The organism is Saccharothrix hoggarensis, from assembly GCF_052936025.1.
Window position 1 is genome coordinate 5,185,709 of sequence record NZ_CP193624.1, and the last position, 15,609, is coordinate 5,201,317.

Genomic DNA, 15,609 nt, shown 5'->3' on the forward strand with positions numbered 1-15,609 from the left:
GGCACCCGCGCGCGGCCCGCCGCCGCCGTTGGCCGGAAGCGGTCACACCGGCGAAAGGACCTCGCAGGTAACGACCAGGTTGCGAAACGGGGCCTCCACGCACGACGGGGGGTTGTGATCCAGCTCATCACGTCGCATGCTTGCCCGCGATATGGGAGCGCTCCCAGAAGGCGCTACGTGAGGAGCAGTCGAGTGGACATCGGAGCGAGACGACGACGCGTCGGCCTGGCCTTGGCCGCCACCGTGGCGTGCGCGCTGGCCGGAGCGGTCGCCGCCGGCGCGGAGACCGGCGCGCCCGCGGACGCCGCGGGACCGCCGCACCTGCCCAAGGGCACGTCCTTCTACGTCGAGCCGGACACCCACGCGTCCCGCCAGGCCGCCCAGTGGCGGCAGGAGGGCCGGGTCGCGGACGCCGAGCTGATGGAGGCCATGGCCGCCCAGCCGACCGCGATCTGGTTCAGCAACGCGGGCGCGGACCAGGTCCGGCAGAACGTGCGCGACGTGGTGCGGGCCGCGAAGGCCAAGGACCAGGTGCCGGTGCTCGTGGCGTACTTCGTGCCCTACCGGGACTGCTCGCAGTGGTCCGCGGGCGGCGCGCGCAGCGAGCAGGAGTACAAGGAGTGGATCGACGCCTTCGCCCAGGGCATCGGTGACGACAAGGCGGTCGTGGTCGTCGAGCCCGACGGCCTCGCGCTGCTGACCAGCGAGCCGTGGTGCACGATCGGCCCGGACGAGGAGCTGGTGCCGCAGCGGTTCCGCGAGATCAACCACGCGGTCGACGCGCTCAAGCGCGGCAAGCACACCCGCGTCTACCTCGACGCCGGGCACTCCGCGTGGCAGGCCCTCAACGACTACGACGCGGGCTACGGCGAGCCGCGCCAGCAGCTGGGCATCGTGAACCGCCTGCTCCAGGGCGGCGTCACGCGGGCGGACGGGTTCGCGCTGAACACGTCCAACTACCGCTTCACCGAGGACCTGGTGCAGTACGGCACGCGGGTGTCCAGGTGCATCTACCTGCGCACCAAGCAGGGCGCGGCGACCTGCCCGTCGAACGACGAGCTGGACGCCATCGACGTGCACAAGCCGAAGATGACCCACTTCGTGCTGGACACCAGCCGCAACGGCCAGGGCCACTACACGCCCGGCGCGGGCGAGACCGACTGGTGCAACCCGCCGGGCCGCGGCCTGGGCGCGCGTCCCACCGCGAACACCGGCATCCCGCTGGTCGACGCGTTCGTGTGGACCAAGCGCCCCGGTGAGTCGGACGGCGAGTGCCAGGGCGGTCCCGCCGCGGGCCGCTGGTGGCCGCAGCAGGCGTTGGAGCTGGCGAAGCTGGCCTCCCCGCCGCTGCGCTGACCCCGCGTGACGTGGGGCCGCCCGGTCACCGGGTGGCCCCACCGCGCGCGTTCCGGCACACCGGTAGCCTGGACGGCGATGTCACTGTTCAGCGTGCCCGAGGCCCGTGCCGAGCTGGCCAAGCTCAAGCCGGTGCTCGCCGAGATCGTCGAGGTCCGCGCCGACGCCGCCGAGCTGGCCGCCTCCCTCCACGACGGCAGCCCCACGAACCTCGGCGGCCTGCCCGAGCTGAAAGCCGCCCAGGCCCGGCTGGACGACCTGATGACGACCGTGCAGGCGACGGGCGCCGAGCTGAAGGGCTTCGCGCCGCTCCTGGTCGACTTCCCGTCCGATGTGGACGGTGTGCCGGTGCTGCTGTGCTGGCTGGAGGGCGACGAGGGCCTGACCTGGTACCACCGGGCCGACCTGGGCTTCGCCGGCCGCCGCCGCCTGCCCTGACCGACCACCCTCGGCCGGGCCACCGGACCGGTTGACGCCGGCGGGCGGTGGCCGCATCCGACCACCGCCCGCCGTCACCCTCGCCGGTCACCTCCGCGTCAGAAGGTGACGCTCCACCCGTCGATGTGGCCGGTGTCGTACGTGTAGACGTCCTTCACCTGCAACTTCCACGTGCCGTTCTTCGTCTCCGACGACGTGTTCACGGTGAACGTCTCGTGGATGCCGTCAGCCGAACCGACACCACCCGGCCGCCGCAACGAGAACACCGCGCCGCTCGGACCCACCAGGTCCACCGCCAGGTCGGCGGAGTACGAGTGCACGATGTCCACCTTCACCGCGGTCGACGCCGAACCGGCACCGTCGCAGTTCGCCACGACCACGCTCGACGTCACCGCCGCCCCGGCGTCCGGGATCGCCACGTCGTCGGTCGTCGAACCGCCCGCGCACACCGGCGGCTGGCCGCCGCCGAACGACGCCGTGTAGAGCAGCCTGTTCGGCGAGCCGGCGCCGGGGTTCCTGACCAGGTTCGGGGTCGCCGAGTCGGTCAGGGCCTTGGCCACCTGGGCCGGGGTGGCGGAGGGGTTGCCCGCCAGGTACAGCGCCGCGCCGCCCGCCACGTGCGGCGACGCCATGGACGTCCCGCTCAGGTTCGCCTGCCCGGTGTCAGCGGTGTGCGAGGCGGACGTGATGTTGTTGCCGGGGGCGAAGATGTCGACGCACGAGCCGTAGTTCGAGAACGAGGCCCGGTTGTCGTTGTGGTCCGTGGCGCCGACCGCGATCACGGTGGTGTTGCGCGCGGGTCCGGTGCCGCAGGCGTCGGCCGAGCTGTTGCCCGCCGCCACCACGAACGTCACGCCCGCCTGGTTGAGGCGGGTGATGGCCTCGTCGCCGATGCCGGGGGTGTCGAAGGTGAAGCTCCCGTTGACCACGGCGGGTTTCACCGCGTTGCGGACGATCCACTCGATGCCCTCGACGCCGTCGGAGTCGGGCGCGCTGCCGCCGCAGCCGAGGATGCGCACCGCCACCAGCTTGGTCTTCTTGGCGATGCCCCAGGTCTTGCCGCCGATCGTGCCGGACACGTGGGTGCCGTGCCCGTTGCAGTCCTGGGCGGTCGGGTCCTCGTCCACGAAGTCGTAGCCGTCGCTCGCCCGGCCCTCGAACTCGGTGTGCGTCTTGCGGATGCCGGTGTCCAGGACGTACGTGGTGACGTTGGACGCGGTCGTGTTGTAGGTGTAGCGGGTGTCCAGCGGCAGGGAGCGCTGGTCCACCCGGTCGATGCCGTACGTCGCGTTGACCTGGGTGTCGGCGACGCGGGCGGTCCCGTCCTGGTAGACCCGCCTGACCGCCGGGTCGGCGGCGAGCCTGCGGGCCTGGGCGTCGGTCAGGTCCTTGACCAGGAACCCGTGCATGGCGGCGGTGAACACGGTCTTCACCCGACCGCCGTACTTGCCGGTCAACGCGTGCGACGCGATGTCCGCCGCGCGCACGGTCTCCTTCAGCGACACCAGGAAGCTGCCCGCCACGGGGGTTCCGGCGGGCACGAAGTCGGCCTGGGCGTGCGCGGGTGGCGCGAGGCCGAGGGCGGCGAGCGCGGTGATGACCGCGACGGCCGGCAGTCGGTGTGCCATGGATTTCCTCCACGAGCGCAGGGTGGTGGCACCCGCGGCGCGGGGGGACACGCGCCGCGGGTGTCGATCATGGGGCAGGGAGCCGGGACCGGCCGGTCAGAACGCCAGGGACCAGGCGTCGAGGTGGCCGGTGTCGTACGTGTAGACGTCCTTGACCTGCAACTTCCACGTGCCGTTCTTCGTCTCCGACGACGTGTTCACGGTGAACGTCTCGTGGATGCCGTCGGCCGAACCGACACCGCCCGCCCGCCGCAGGGAGAACACCGCGCCGCTCGGACCGACGAGGTCCACGGCCAGGTCGGCGGAGTAGGGGTGCACGATGTCGACCTTCACCGAGGTCGACGCCGAACCGGCGCCGTCGCAGTTCGCCACAACCACGCTCGACGTCACCGCCGCCCCCGCGTCCGGGATCGCCACGTCGTCGGTGTTGGAGCCGCCCGCGCACACCGGGGGCTGGCCGCCGCCGATGAACCCGGTGTAGAGGAGCTTGTTCGGCGAGCCCGTGCCCGCGTTGCGGACCACGCTCGGGGTGGCGTTCGTGGTCAGGGCGGTGGCGACCTGCGCCGGGGTGGCCGCGGTGTTGGCGGAGAGGTACAGCGCCGCCGCGCCCGCCACGTGCGGCGTGGCCATCGAGGTGCCGTTGATGCTCCGGGTGCCGCCGTCGTTCCACGTCGAGGTGATGTTGGAACCCGGCGCGAAGATGTCGGTGCAGGTGCCGTAGTTGGAGAACGACGACCGGTTGTCCGAGCTGTCGGTGGCGTTGACGGTGATCGCCTCGGGCGTGCGGGCGGGCGAGGTGCCGCACGCGTCGCGGTTGTCGTTGCCCGACGCCACCGCGAACGTGATCCCCGCCGCGATGGCCCGCTTGACCGCGCTGTCCACGGAGGACTCCGCCGCGCCGCCGAGGCTCATGTTGGCCACGGCCGGCTTGACCGCGTTGCGCGCGACCCAGTCCACGCCGCCGATGATCTGCGACCACTGGCCGGTGCCCTGGCAGTCGAGCACCCGGACGCCGACCAGCTTGACGCCCTTGGCCACGCCGTACGTGGTGGAGCCGATGGTGCCGGCGACGTGCGTGCCGTGGCCGTTGCAGTCCTGCGCCACCGCGTCGTTGTCGATGAAGTCGTAGCCGTCGACGGCCCGGCCGCCGAAGTTGGCGTGCGCCTTGTGGATGCCGGTGTCCACAACGTACGCGGTGACGTTCGACGCGGTGTTGGCGTAGGTGTACTTCGCGTCGAGCGGCAGGTTGCGCTGGTCGACGCGGTCGAGGCCCCAGGTGGGGTTGGTCTGGGTGTCGGTGGCGCGCGCGATGCCGTCCTGCTCCACGTACTCCACCACCGGGTCGGCGGCGAGCCGGCGCGCCTGCTCCTCGTTCATCGCGGCCGAGAAGCCGCGCAGGGTGGCGGTGTAGGTGAGCTTGACCTTGCCGCCGTACTTGCGGGTCAGCTCGTCGGCCTTGCCGGGCGTCTGCAGCGCGGTGACCGCGCCGTCGCGCAGGACGACGATGTAGCTGTCCTTCACCGCGTCGGGCCGGTCGGCGCCGCGGATGCCGCCCGAGGGTTGCCCTTCGGCGCCGTACCCGTAGCCCACGCCGGCGAACAGCAGCGCTGCCGCCGCCAGACAGGCGGTGACGACCCGTCGCCGGGTCGAGCGATCATGTCGCATCGGTCGTTCTCCGTTCCACTCGGCCGCCCAGCAGGGGTGGTGAAGACCGGCGGCCACGTGGACCCACTTTCGGGTGACGGGGAACCTCTATCAATCCGGGTAGCGGTACGTAGGGCTACGCAAACTTAGGGCGGAGGGCTACCGGACCTCGACTGCTGCGCCATGGTCCCGTCTACCCCCGCGCCGCGCGCGTCATGCGTCGGGTGCCGTCACTGGATCGGGGGATCGTCCGCGCCGGCTGCCCTGATAGGCACGTTCCCGGGCCTTGGCGAGCACGGCCGGCGCGAGGTCGACGTCCGGCGGCCGGTTGCGGACGGGGTCGAGCACGGGCAGGTCGCGGTCGACGTCCAGCGGCCGCACGACGAGCCGGCCCACCGGCCGCCACGGCCCGCTCACCTCCAGCGTGAACCCGAGCTCGTCCGGCAGCGCGTCGAGCGCCGCGGACCTCGTCCGGCACCGGTCCGGGACGGCGGCCAGCCACACCAGCCGACCACGCCGGCGGAACGGCGTGATGCTGCCGTAGGGGCCGCTGGACCAGTTCCGCGCGAGCCGGGGCAGCACGCGGGCGAACGAGGTGGACAGCAGCACGTCCCACGGTCCGGGCAGCCGGAACGCCAACCCGAGCACGTCGGGCAGCCCGCCGGGCGTGCCGATCCCCTTGGACAGCCGGCCGACGACCTCGCTCTCCCCCACGGGCACCGGCAGGGCGGGGTCGTAGGTGGCGGTCACCGTGCCGCGGAACCACCGGCCGCGCGGGTGGAACGCCCTGGCGTCCCGCGCGGCGGCCAGCGCGCGGAAGGCGGGCGTGACGAGGTCAGGCACTGCGCGCGTTCGGGTTGCCCTTGAGCGCCAGGCCCAGCGCCACCATGCCGAGGCCGAGGCCGAGGTGCAGCCAGTCGTCGGCGGCGTTGAGCGGCACGAAGTTCGCCCCGCTGTCCTTGTGCACGACCAGCCCGTAGACCCAGAGCAGGAGGTACACCGCGCCGCCGGCGACGAGGTACGCGCGGGCGGACGACGCGGCCCGTGCCGCCACCAGGCCCACCGCGCCGAACAGCAGGTGCACCAGGTTGTGCAGCACCGACACCTGGAAGACGCCGAGCAGGTGCGCGTGCGACTCCGGTCCGGCGAACGCGATCCGGTCGAGGTCGGCGGTCAGGCCCGGCACGAAGCCGAGCACGCCGACCAACAGGAACACGACGGCCACCGCCATCGCCGCCGCGCGCACCGGGTGCGGCAGGCGCGTGGTCGCGCTCATCGGGATCACCTCGCCTGGGACGGTGGTTTCCGCTCGGCTACCCCTCCGTCACCGCCCGAAACGGCCCCTGCCCGGCCCTTCCCGACCGCTCACCACCGACCTCACCGACGTCACCGCTCGCCGCCGCCCTCGACCGCGGACCCGTCAGCAGCAGAACCGTCAGCAGCAGAACCATCAGCCGCCGCCCCACCGGTGGACACCGCAGCACCGTCACCATTGGCCGCCGCACCCGCGCCCGTCGCCCCATCGCCACCAGCCGCAGCACCCGCGCCCGTCGCCCCATCGCCACCAGCCGCAGCACCCGCGCTCGTGGCGCCGTCACCACTCGCCACCGCACCGGCGACCGCCGCCCGGTCACCACTCGCGACGGCACGGCCGGCCGCGAGCGGCCCGTCACCGCTCACCACCCCGCCGACCGCCACCCCGCCGCTCGCGGCCACCGGCCCGTCACCGCTGACCACGCCACGCCCCTTGACGATCCCCCCGTCACGGCCCGCCGCACCACCACCGGAAGCCCGCTCCCCCGCAGCCGCCCCACCAGCACCCGCGGCCCGGCCACCCGACGCGCCACCGCCCGCGCCCGCCGCCCGCTTCCCCGCAGCGGCTCCACGCGCAGCCTCCGCCCTCGCGGCCGCACGCGCCGCCGCCGCACGGACAGCAGTCGCAGCCGCACCACCGGACACGGCACCACCGGCAGCGGCCGCACGCTCAGCGCTCGCCACCGCACCGGCCGGCACAGCACGCCCGGTGGCCGCCGACGCCACGTCCGGGTACCGCGGGAACAGCCGGTCCAGGTCGGTGCGCTCGAACACCCGCCGGACGTGCGGCGGCACGGCGGCCAGCCGCAACCAGCCGCCCGCCCGCTGCGCCCGCGCCCTGGTGCGCACCAACGCGCTCATCGCCTGCGCCCCGCAGAACGCGACCCCCGCCATGTCGAGGACGATCCGGTCACGTCCCTCGGTCACCAGGCGGTCCATCTTGTCCAGCACCCGGCGCGCTCCCGCCAGGTCCAACTCCCCGGTCGCCACGACCACCGCGCACCCCGTCCGGTGGGTCTCGACCGACAGCGCCAGCATTCCGTTCCCTTCAAGCCACCCGGCAGAACTCGTCGTAGCCCACCTCGGAGAGGGTGAGCAGCAGCCCTTCCCTCGTCGACCACGGGCATATCTCCACCTCGTCGTGGCCGGTGGCCACCATCAGCGCCTCCGCGACCAGCGCGCCGGCGAGCGACTGCCCGGCGCGGTGCGGCGAGATGCCGGGCAGCCGCGCCCGTCGCGGCGCGGGCATCCGGGCGAGCCTCGGCACCCACTGGCGCAGGTCGGCCAGGCGCAGGGTCCGCGGCACGAACGGCCCTTCGTGCTGCGGGCGCGCGCCGGCCAGCCGCGCCAACTGCTGGAACACCTTCGAGCAGCCGACGGCCCGGTGGTCGGCGACGTCCGTGCCGTCCAGCGCGGCCACCACGCGGTCGTGCACCAGGACCTGTTCGCGCCCGAGGCCGCGGTGGTCGCGCGCCGCGGTCCGGTCGAGGGCGAGCCGGCGGGTCATCGTGCGGGCGCCGAACGGCAGCGAGCGCGCCAGCGACGGCTGCACGTCGTCACCGGCGGCGAGTTCGACGGTGCCGCCGCCGACGTCGAGCACCAGCAGGCGGCCGACGTGCCACCCGAACCAGTGCCGCGCGGCCACGTAGGAGAGGCGCGCCTCCTCGGAGCCGGGCAGGACGCGCAGGACCGTGCCGGTGCGCCGGGCGACCTCGGCGATCACCACCTCGGCGTTCGCGGCGTCCCGGATGACGGACGTGGCGAACGGGACGACGCGCGTGACGCCCGCCCGGTCGGCGACGCGGTGCGCGGTGCGGACAGCCCTCACAACCTGTTCCACGCCGTCGGGGCCGAGTCGGTTGTGCCGGTCGAGCGCCTTGTCCAGTCGGAGGCGGGTCTTGTGCGAGACGAGGGGGTGCAAGGGGGAACCGTCGACGACGACCAGGTGCGCGCTGAAGCAGCCGACGTCGAGGACGCCCACCTGACCTCGTCTTCCGGACATACGTCACCGCCAACCGCTGTGTGTGAGGAACCGGAGGGTGCCCAGGAACACATCGGGTGAAACCGGATTGGGTGATCCGACTGCGGGTAGTTCACGGCCATGGGTGCTGTGGAGAGGCCGTTGGCCGTGGTGACCGGCGCGTCGAGCGGGATCGGGCTGGAACTGGCGAAGGTGTTCGTGGCCGAGGGGTTCGACCTGGTCGTCGCCGCGGAGAACGCCGCGGTGGAGGACGTCGCCCGGGAGTTGGCCGCGGGCGGCGCGCGGGTCGACGCGGTGCGGGCGGACCTGGCGACGTTCGAGGGCAACGAGGACCTGGTCGCCGTGGTCGAGGAGGCCGGGCGGCCGGTGGCGGCGCTGGCGGTCAACGCGGGGGTCGGCGTCGGCGGCGACTTCGTGGACGACAGCGACCTGCGCTCGCACCTGCGGGTGGTGTCGCTGAACATCGGGTCGGCGGTTCACCTGGCGAAGCGGCTGGTGCCCGCGATGGTCGACCGGGGCGCGGGCCGGGTGCTGTTCACGTCGTCGGTCGCCGGCACCGCGCCGGGGCCGTTCCACTCGGTGTACGCGGCGTCGAAGGCGTTCCTGCTGTCGTTCTCGCAGGCGTTGCGGGAGGAGTTGCGCGACAGCGGGGTGACCGTGACGGCGCTGCTGCCCGGGCCGACCGACACGGACTTCTTCCGCCGGGCGGGCATGACGGACACGAAGGTCGCCACGGGACCGAAGGACGACCCGGCGGAGGTCGCGCGGGCCGGGTTCAAGGCGTTGATGGCGGGCGACGACCAGGTGGTGGCCGGGTCGCTGCGGAACAAGGCGCAGGCGGTCGCGGGCCGGGTCCTGCCCGACCCCGTGACGGCCCGGGTGACGCGGGCCATGACGGAGCCGGGCTCGGCCGGGACGTGACCCCCGGTCGGACCCGGACGTCGGGTCACACCGGGACGTCGGGTCACACCGGGGTGTCGTCGTCCGAGGGGACGTCGTCGCCGATCAGCTCGCGGTACTCGTCCACCTCCTGCGGGGTGGGGTCGATCGGCGCCTCCTCCGCGATCTCGTCGGGGTCCACCGGCTCGTCCACCGGCTCTCGGGGCGTGTCTGCTGCGGTCATGGCGGCCGGTTACCCGGTGCGCGGCGACTCGAACGGCCGGTGACCCGAACGGTGTGTGCGCTCCCGGACGGGGTAACCGGCACCGTGACCATCCACGCCAGACGCGACATCCCGGCCCTCCCCGACCTGGTGTTCAACGCCGCCGCCGACCCGTCCCGCCTCGCCGCGTGGCTGCCCGAGCCCTACGAGGTCGTCGGCCGGACGGACGACGTGCTGCTCCTCCGCGCGGACGGCGGACCGCGGCAGGTGCAGCTGGCCGCCGACTACGACCAGCTGCTGCTCACGTGGGAACCGCTGGCCGACCACGGCTGCCGCGGCACGCTGCGCGTCTCGTTGGCGGGCGCGGCGGGCAGCGTCGCGGAACTCCACGTGGACGAGTGCCCCGACGACCGGCTGCCCGAGCGCATGCTCGAAGCGCTGGCGAACGAGGTTGAGCAGAACCTCACCGCCGGCTGATCATGCGCGGGTGGAGATCCGCCCCGCCCGCCCCGAGGAGCTGCCGCTCCTGCCCGCCGTCGAGCGCGCCTCCGGCGAGCCGTTCCGCGACATCGGGATGCCCGAGATCGCCGACGACGACCCCATGCCGCTGAGCACCCTCGAACAGCTGCACGTGTGGGTGGCCGTCGACCCGCGCCCCGTGGCGTGGGTCGGGGTGGAGGTGGTCGACGGCGCGGCGCACGTCGAGCAGATCAGCGTGCACCCGGACCACTCGCGGCGCGGCATCGGCGCGGCGCTGCTCGGCCACGTGGAGCAGTGGGCTGCGACACACGGGCTCGACGCGTTGACCTTGACGACTTTCCGCGACGTCCCGTGGAACGAGCCGTACTACCGGCGGCTCGGGTTTCACGAGGTGGAGACGCTGTCGCCCGGCCTGCGGGCGGTCGTGGAGGCCGAACGGAGGCGCGGATTGGACCCCGCGACGCGCGTTTGCCTGCGCAAGGTGCTCATTCGGGGCGTTTGAGCGCGATACTGGGCGGGCAGACCTCCCGCCAGCAACCGTTCGGAGGGTCCCCCGGTGGTCGACTTCGTGCACGAGGCACTGCTCTACCGCGACGACGAGCAGTACCTCGCGGGAACGGTGCCGTTCGTGCGCGACGGCCTGGCCGCCGGCGAGCCGGTGCTGGTGGCCGTGCCGCAGCGCGGGATCGACCTGTTACGGGCCGCGCTGGGCAGACAGGCGGACCAGGTCGAGTTCCTCGACATGACGCGCGCCGGGCGGAACCCGGGCCGCATCATCCCCGGCGTGCTGACCGCGTTCACGGACAACGCGGTCGAGCACGCCACCACCGGTCGGGTGCGGATCATCGGCGAGCCCATCTGGCCGGGCCGCACCGAGCTGGAGTACCCGGCGTGCGTGCAGCACGAGGCGCTGATCAACACCGCCTTCGAGGACCGCCCGGCGTGGATCCTGTGCCCGTACGACACCGCGAACCTCTCGCCGGACGCGATCCGCGACGCGGAGACCACGCACCCGGTCGTGGTGGAGGACGACCGCCGCAGGCCGAGCACGGACTACCGCGAGCCGTTCCTGATCGCCGAGGAGTTCAACCGGCCGCTCCCCCCGCCGCCGCCGGACGTCCTCACCCGCGGGTTCGACCTCGACGGGCTCGGCGTCACGCGTCGGCTCGTCGCCGGGTTCGCCACCGAGGCGGGCCTGACCGCCGACCAGGTCGAGGACCTCGTGCTCGCGGTGAACGAGCTGACGACGAACAGCGTCGTGCACGGTGGCGGCGGCGGCACGTTGCTGCTGTGGTGCGAGGACGCCGCGGTGGTCTGCGAGGTGCGTGACGCGGGCCGGATCGAGAACCCGATGGTGGGCAGGCGGAACCCCGGGGCGAACGCCCGCGGCGGGTACGGCGTGATGCTGGTGAACCTGCTGTGCGACCTGGTGCGCGTGCACACCGGCGACTCCGGGACGTCGATCCGCGTGTACGTCGGCTGACCCGACCGCGCGCCGCGGTGTGTCGTTGCCCACCTTCGTCCACTAATGGCCTATCGGCGCAGGTCGTGGACGGGCGTTCGGACGGTAATCGGCCACGCGCCGCGGGCGGGGCCCGGCAGAATCGACCACGTGATTCCCGCACTCCTGCTCGCCCACGGGGCCGGCGGCACCGTCCGCGCGAACTTCAGCCCGCTCATCCCGCAGCTGTCGCGCAAGCGCAGGGTGCACGCGATCGACTTCCCCGGCTCCGGGACGACCCCGCGCGCGACCGCGCCGCTGGAGCTGGACGACCTCGCCGATCAGCTCGTGGCCGCCGCCGACGGCGAGGAGCGGTTCGCGGTCGTCGGCTTCTCGATGGGGTGCGCGGTCGCCGTGCGCGCCGCGTCACGTCACCCCGAGCGGGTCACGGCGCTGGTGCTCACCGCCGGTTTCGCCCACATCGACGACGAGACCGGCGCCCGGCTGCGGGAGTGGCGGCGGCTGCTGGCCGGCGACCGCACCACGCTCGCCCGCTACCTGATGTCGGTGGCGCTGGGCGAGCCGTTCCACCGGCGGATGACCGCCGAGCAGGCCGAGGGCTTCCTGGAGCTGATCGCGCTCACCGTCCCACCCGGCTCGCCCGACCAGGTGGACCTCGTGCTGCGCACCGACCTGCGGGCCGAGCTGCCGTCGCTGACCGTGCCGACGCTCGTGATCGGCGCCAAGCACGACCGCCTGATCTCCCCCGGCACGACCCGCGCCCTGGCCGACCTGGTCCCCGGCTCCCGCTGGGCGGAGCTGGACAGCGGCCACGCCCCGGCGGTCGAGGCGCCCGCCGAGTGGGCCCGCCTGATCGAGGAGTTCCTCGACTCCCTGGGCCCCGGCCGCTGACCGCGCGACCCAACCGCCTCCGGCCGACCACTCGACCGCACCGACCGCACGACCCGCCCACCGCGCCGAACGCCCCGGTCCGGTCGTCCGGTTTGGTCGGTGTCCTGCCTGGTTAACCAGGCCGCATGACCAACACGCTCGTCCTCGACGTCGACGGCACGCTGGTGGACAGCAACTACCACAACGCCGTCGCGTGGTTCCGCGCGTTCCGCCGCTTCGACCTGACCGTCCCGACGTGGCGGCTGCACCGGGCCATCGGGATGGGCGGCGACAAGCTCGTCACCGCGGTGGCGGGCGAGCACGTCGAGCGCGAGCACGGCGACGACCTCCGCAAGGCGTGGGAGGCGGCGTTCGAGCCCATGCTGGCCGAGATCCGGCCGCTGGAGGGCGCGCACCGGCTCGTGGCCTCGGCGCTGGAGCAGCAGTTCACCGTGGTGCTCGCGAGTTCCGGCAAGCGCCACCACGTCGACCACTACCTGAAGCTCATCGACGCGTCCGGCGTCACGTCGGTCTCGGCGGACGACGTCGAGGAGAGCAAGCCCGCGCCCGACCTCGTCGAGGTGGCGCTGCGGCGGGTGGACGGCAGCGGCCGGGCGGTGCTCATCGGCGACTCGGTGTGGGACTGCGAGGCCGGGCGGCGGGCGGGCCTGCCCGTCGTCTGCGTGCGCACGGGTGGTTTCGGCGAGGCCGAGTTGCGGGAGCACGGCGCGTCGGCAGTCTACGAAGGACTCGACGAGTTGCGGGCGGACCTCACCGACCTGCCGATGGCGTAGGAGGAAGCGTGCGGATCGGCTACACCCTCATGACCGAGCAGGCCGGGCCACGCGAGCTGGTCGAGCACGCCAGGCGAGCCGAGGACGTCGGCTTCGACTTCGAGGTGATGAGCGACCACTACTCGCCGTGGCTGGACGAGCAGGGGCACGCGCCGTACGCGTGGAGCGTGCTGGGCGCGGTCACCCAGGCCACCGGGCGGGTCGAGCTGATGACCTACGTGACGTGCCCGACCGTGCGGTACCACCCGGCGGTGGTCGCGCAGAAGGCCGCGACGGTGCAACTGCTGTCCGGCAATCGGTTCACCCTCGGCATCGGCGCGGGCGAGAACCTGAACGAGCACGTCGTCGGCCGGGGCTGGCCGCCGGTGAACGTGCGGCACGAGTTGCTGCGCGAGGCCGTGGAGATCATCTCGCTGCTGTTCGACGGCGGGTACGTGAACTACTCCGGCGACCACTTCCGGGTGGACTCGGCGAAGCTGTGGGACCTGCCCGACCAGCGGGTGCCGATCGCCGTCGCGGTGTCCGGCGGGCAGTCGGTGCGCACGTTCGCGCCGCTGGCGGACGCGATGGTGGCGGTCGAGCCGGACGCGGCGCTGAGCCAGGAGTGGGACGTGTTCCAGGGCGGGCAATCGCGGAAGATCGGCCAGCTGCCGGTCTGCTGGGACGAGGACCGCGACCGGGCCGTGGAACGCGCCCACGAGCAGTTCCGCTGGTTCGCGGGCGGGTGGAAGGTGAACGCGGAGCTGCCCGGCACGGCGGGTTTCGCGGGCGCGACCCAGTTCGTGCGGCCGGAGGACGTGGCCGAGAAGATCCCGTGCGGCCCCGACGTGGGCCCGATCGTGGAGGCCGCGGCGAAGTTCCGCGAGGCGGGCTTCACCGACCTGGCCCTGGTGCAGATCGGCGGCGACCACCAGTCGGAGTTCCTGGACTTCGCCAAGTCCGACCTGCTCCCGGCCCTCCGCTAGACCTCACGAGCCGAGACCCGTCCCCGCGCGGGGCGGGTCTCGGCTCGTCCGGCGGTCGGGGGGCGCGCGGTCGGCCCAGGCGCCACCGACCGTGCTCAGCCGCCGACCGTGCTCAGCCGCGCGCTGTGGCGCCTCGGTCGCGGGACGGCGGGCCGGTCTCGACCGGCGGGGTCGGCACGACCACCGGGCCGTTGGACGGGGCCTTCGTCGGAGTCGCGGTGTTGCCCGGGGTTTCCGGCCGGGATTTGGTCGTGGTCGGGCGGGCGCCGTCGGTCGTCGTCACCTCGGCGGGGTGGCCGACCGGCTCGCCGGAGTCGCCGGGGTGGCCCGCCGCGGGGTTGTCGGCGTTGTCGGCGTTGCCGGCCGGCAGGTGGACCTGCGTCCCGTTCACGAACGTCACCGTGGAGCCCGCCGGCCCGTCCGGCAGGACGGTGCCGGGCGCCTGCTCGGCCACCGGGTCGCCCGCGGACGTCGTGCCGGGCTGGCCGGGCAACCGGCCGTGCTCGGGCGCGGTGGTGTCGGTCAGCACCACCAGCGTCACCGCCGTGAACGCCGCCGCGGCCATGACCCCGCCCAGCAACACCCGCCTGTCCTTGCGCCGCGGCTCCGCCTCCGCCACCGGGGGCGTGCTCGCCACGACCACCTCGGCGACCTCTACCAGCGGCGGCAGGCCGGCGCTGGCCTTCCCTGCCGCCGTGAGCAGGCGCTCGCACTCCGCCGCCGTGGGCCGCTTGGCCGGGTCGGACGCGGTCATCGCGGTGAGGACCCTGGTCCACGCGTCGGGGAGGTTCGCCGGGATGCGCGGCTCGCGGTGCAGCCGGGACAGCGCGGCCTCCGTGTCACCGCCCGGGTACTCGGGCCGCCCGGTCAGGCACTCCAGCAGCACCAGGCCCAGCGCGTACACGTCGGCGGACGGCTGCACGTCCGCCCCGCGCACCTGCTCGGGCGCGAGGTAGCCGGCGGTGCCGACGAGGATGCCGGACCGCGTCACGCGGGTGACCTGCGCCTGGAGCGCCAACCCGAAGTCGGCGAGGTAGGCGCGCCGCCCGGCGGCGTCGAGCAGGATGTTCGACGGCTTCACGTCCCGGTGCACGACGCCGTGCTCGTGCACGTGGGCCAGCACGCCGGCGACCTGGGCGCCGATCGTGGCCACCACCTCGGGCTCCAGCGCGCCGCGCATGCGACGGCGCAGCGTGCCGCCCTCGACGGCCTGCATCACGAAGTACGGCCGGCCGCGGAAGACCCCGGTGCCGTACACCTCGACCAGGCCGGGGCAGCGCATCTCGCCGAGGACCTGCGCCTCGCGGTCGAGCCTGATCCGGTCCTCGCCCGACGCCTCGCCCTGGAAGAACTTGAGCGCGACCTTCCGGTCGAGGCGGGTGTCGAACGCGCGGTACACCTCGGCCATGCCGCCGGTGCCGTACAGGCTGCCGAGGGCGTACCTGCCGTCGACGACCTCGCCGGTCAGGTCACCGTCCCACATCCGGTCGAACCTCCGCTGCGTCGACGAGGCCGGGAGGCCGGAAGCTACCGGTCACCGGGGCGAGCGGCCACCTCGTTTGCCGTTCCGAGTCC

At 73.6% G+C, this 15,609-nt stretch carries 17 protein-coding genes; 9 read left to right on the forward strand and 8 right to left on the reverse strand.

Going from position 1 to position 15,609, the window contains the following annotated elements:
* Positions 1–192: 192 nt before the first annotated feature.
* Together ACRAKH_RS23225 and ACRAKH_RS23230 are read left to right on the forward strand one after the other, a co-directional pair.
* Positions 193–1,356, forward strand: a complete 1,164-nt coding sequence (locus tag ACRAKH_RS23225; protein ID WP_380729373.1) for a glycoside hydrolase family 6 protein — start codon at positions 193–195, stop codon at positions 1,354–1,356.
* 78 nt (positions 1,357–1,434) lie between these two features.
* Positions 1,435–1,794, forward strand: a complete 360-nt coding sequence (locus ACRAKH_RS23230) for a DUF2203 domain-containing protein (RefSeq protein ID WP_380729375.1) — start codon at positions 1,435–1,437, stop codon at positions 1,792–1,794.
* Between the two features lie 98 nt (positions 1,795–1,892).
* On the opposite strand, the gene ACRAKH_RS23235 is transcribed toward ACRAKH_RS23230, so the two are convergent.
* The 6 genes from ACRAKH_RS23235 to ACRAKH_RS23260 form a co-directional block, all read right to left on the reverse strand.
* The gene (locus ACRAKH_RS23235) at positions 1,893–3,422 is read right to left on the reverse strand and encodes a S8 family peptidase (protein ID WP_380729377.1); all 1,530 of its coding nucleotides are present in this window, start codon (positions 3,420–3,422) and stop codon (positions 1,893–1,895) included.
* Positions 3,423–3,518: 96 nt separating this feature from the next.
* Positions 3,519–5,087: a S8 family peptidase gene (locus ACRAKH_RS23240; RefSeq protein ID WP_380729379.1), complete on the reverse strand. Its 1,569-nt coding sequence runs from the start codon at positions 5,085–5,087 to the stop codon at positions 3,519–3,521.
* Positions 5,088–5,279: 192 nt separating this feature from the next.
* Positions 5,280–5,909: a hypothetical protein gene (locus tag ACRAKH_RS23245; RefSeq protein ID WP_380729381.1), complete on the reverse strand. Its 630-nt coding sequence runs from the start codon at positions 5,907–5,909 to the stop codon at positions 5,280–5,282.
* The gene (locus tag ACRAKH_RS23250; protein ID WP_380729383.1) at positions 5,902–6,342 is read right to left on the reverse strand and encodes a DUF4383 domain-containing protein; all 441 of its coding nucleotides are present in this window, start codon (positions 6,340–6,342) and stop codon (positions 5,902–5,904) included. Before ACRAKH_RS23250 ends, ACRAKH_RS23245 begins: the two co-directional genes overlap by 8 nt.
* Positions 6,343–6,452: 110 nt before the next feature.
* Positions 6,453–7,418 (reverse strand): STAS domain-containing protein, encoded by a 966-nt coding sequence (locus tag ACRAKH_RS23255; RefSeq protein ID WP_447009287.1) that lies wholly within the window; start codon positions 7,416–7,418, stop codon positions 6,453–6,455.
* Positions 7,419–7,428: 10 nt separating this feature from the next.
* A complete protein-coding gene (locus tag ACRAKH_RS23260; RefSeq protein ID WP_380728539.1) occupies positions 7,429–8,382 on the reverse strand; it encodes a Ppx/GppA phosphatase family protein in 954 nt (317 codons plus the stop codon).
* 99 nt (positions 8,383–8,481) lie between these two features.
* Here ACRAKH_RS23260 and ACRAKH_RS23265 point away from each other — a divergent pair, with 99 nt between their 5' ends.
* Positions 8,482–9,282: an SDR family NAD(P)-dependent oxidoreductase gene (locus tag ACRAKH_RS23265; RefSeq protein WP_380728541.1), complete on the forward strand. Its 801-nt coding sequence runs from the start codon at positions 8,482–8,484 to the stop codon at positions 9,280–9,282.
* A gap of 43 nt (positions 9,283–9,325) precedes the next feature.
* Here the strand turns inward: ACRAKH_RS23265 and ACRAKH_RS23270 are convergent, their stop codons facing one another.
* Entirely contained in the window at positions 9,326–9,484 is a 159-nt protein-coding gene (locus tag ACRAKH_RS23270) for a hypothetical protein (protein ID WP_380728542.1), read from the reverse strand.
* 84 nt (positions 9,485–9,568) lie between these two features.
* Between ACRAKH_RS23270 and ACRAKH_RS23275 the strand changes: the two genes are divergently transcribed.
* The 6 genes from ACRAKH_RS23275 (at position 9,569) to ACRAKH_RS23300 (ending at position 14,034) form a co-directional block, all read left to right on the forward strand.
* Complete coding sequence (locus ACRAKH_RS23275; RefSeq protein WP_380728544.1) at positions 9,569–9,940, forward strand: hypothetical protein; 372 nt, start codon at positions 9,569–9,571, stop codon at positions 9,938–9,940.
* A gap of 10 nt (positions 9,941–9,950) precedes the next feature.
* Entirely contained in the window at positions 9,951–10,445 is a 495-nt protein-coding gene (locus ACRAKH_RS23280; protein WP_380728546.1) for a GNAT family N-acetyltransferase, read from the forward strand.
* 54 nt (positions 10,446–10,499) lie between these two features.
* The gene (locus ACRAKH_RS23285; RefSeq protein ID WP_380728548.1) at positions 10,500–11,426 is read left to right on the forward strand and encodes an anti-sigma factor RsbA family regulatory protein; all 927 of its coding nucleotides are present in this window, start codon (positions 10,500–10,502) and stop codon (positions 11,424–11,426) included.
* 129 nt (positions 11,427–11,555) lie between these two features.
* Positions 11,556–12,296, forward strand: coding sequence for an alpha/beta fold hydrolase (locus ACRAKH_RS23290; protein ID WP_380728550.1), 741 nt, complete (start codon positions 11,556–11,558; stop codon positions 12,294–12,296).
* A gap of 125 nt (positions 12,297–12,421) precedes the next feature.
* Positions 12,422–13,069: an HAD family hydrolase gene (locus ACRAKH_RS23295; RefSeq protein WP_380728551.1), complete on the forward strand. Its 648-nt coding sequence runs from the start codon at positions 12,422–12,424 to the stop codon at positions 13,067–13,069.
* A gap of 8 nt (positions 13,070–13,077) precedes the next feature.
* Complete coding sequence (locus ACRAKH_RS23300) at positions 13,078–14,034, forward strand: LLM class F420-dependent oxidoreductase (protein WP_380728553.1); 957 nt, start codon at positions 13,078–13,080, stop codon at positions 14,032–14,034.
* A 112-nt stretch (positions 14,035–14,146) separates the two neighbouring features.
* On the opposite strand, the gene ACRAKH_RS23305 is transcribed toward ACRAKH_RS23300, so the two are convergent.
* Positions 14,147–15,517 (reverse strand): serine/threonine-protein kinase, encoded by a 1,371-nt coding sequence (locus ACRAKH_RS23305; RefSeq protein ID WP_380728555.1) that lies wholly within the window; start codon positions 15,515–15,517, stop codon positions 14,147–14,149.
* Positions 15,518–15,609 lie beyond the last annotated feature (92 nt).

What these genes read in the sequence shown, in the direction of transcription:
- ACRAKH_RS23230 (WP_380729375.1), top strand. Translation starts at nt 1,435, where the DNA reads ATGTCACTGTTCAGCGTGCCCGAGGCCCGTGCCGAGCTGGCCAAGCTC.
- ACRAKH_RS23235 (WP_380729377.1), bottom strand. Translation starts at nt 3,422, where the DNA reads ATGGCACACCGACTGCCGGCCGTCGCGGTCATCACCGCGCTCGCCGCC.
- ACRAKH_RS23240 (WP_380729379.1), bottom strand. Translation starts at nt 5,087, where the DNA reads ATGCGACATGATCGCTCGACCCGGCGACGGGTCGTCACCGCCTGTCTG.
- ACRAKH_RS23250 (WP_380729383.1), bottom strand. Translation starts at nt 6,342, where the DNA reads ATGAGCGCGACCACGCGCCTGCCGCACCCGGTGCGCGCGGCGGCGATG.
- ACRAKH_RS23255 (WP_447009287.1), bottom strand. Translation starts at nt 7,418, where the DNA reads ATGCTGGCGCTGTCGGTCGAGACCCACCGGACGGGGTGCGCGGTGGTC.
- ACRAKH_RS23260 (WP_380728539.1), bottom strand. Translation starts at nt 8,382, where the DNA reads ATGTCCGGAAGACGAGGTCAGGTGGGCGTCCTCGACGTCGGCTGCTTC.
- ACRAKH_RS23265 (WP_380728541.1), top strand. Translation starts at nt 8,482, where the DNA reads ATGGGTGCTGTGGAGAGGCCGTTGGCCGTGGTGACCGGCGCGTCGAGC.
- ACRAKH_RS23270 (WP_380728542.1), bottom strand. Translation starts at nt 9,484, where the DNA reads ATGACCGCAGCAGACACGCCCCGAGAGCCGGTGGACGAGCCGGTGGAC.
- ACRAKH_RS23295 (WP_380728551.1), top strand. Translation starts at nt 12,422, where the DNA reads ATGACCAACACGCTCGTCCTCGACGTCGACGGCACGCTGGTGGACAGC.
- ACRAKH_RS23305 (WP_380728555.1), bottom strand. Translation starts at nt 15,517, where the DNA reads ATGTGGGACGGTGACCTGACCGGCGAGGTCGTCGACGGCAGGTACGCC.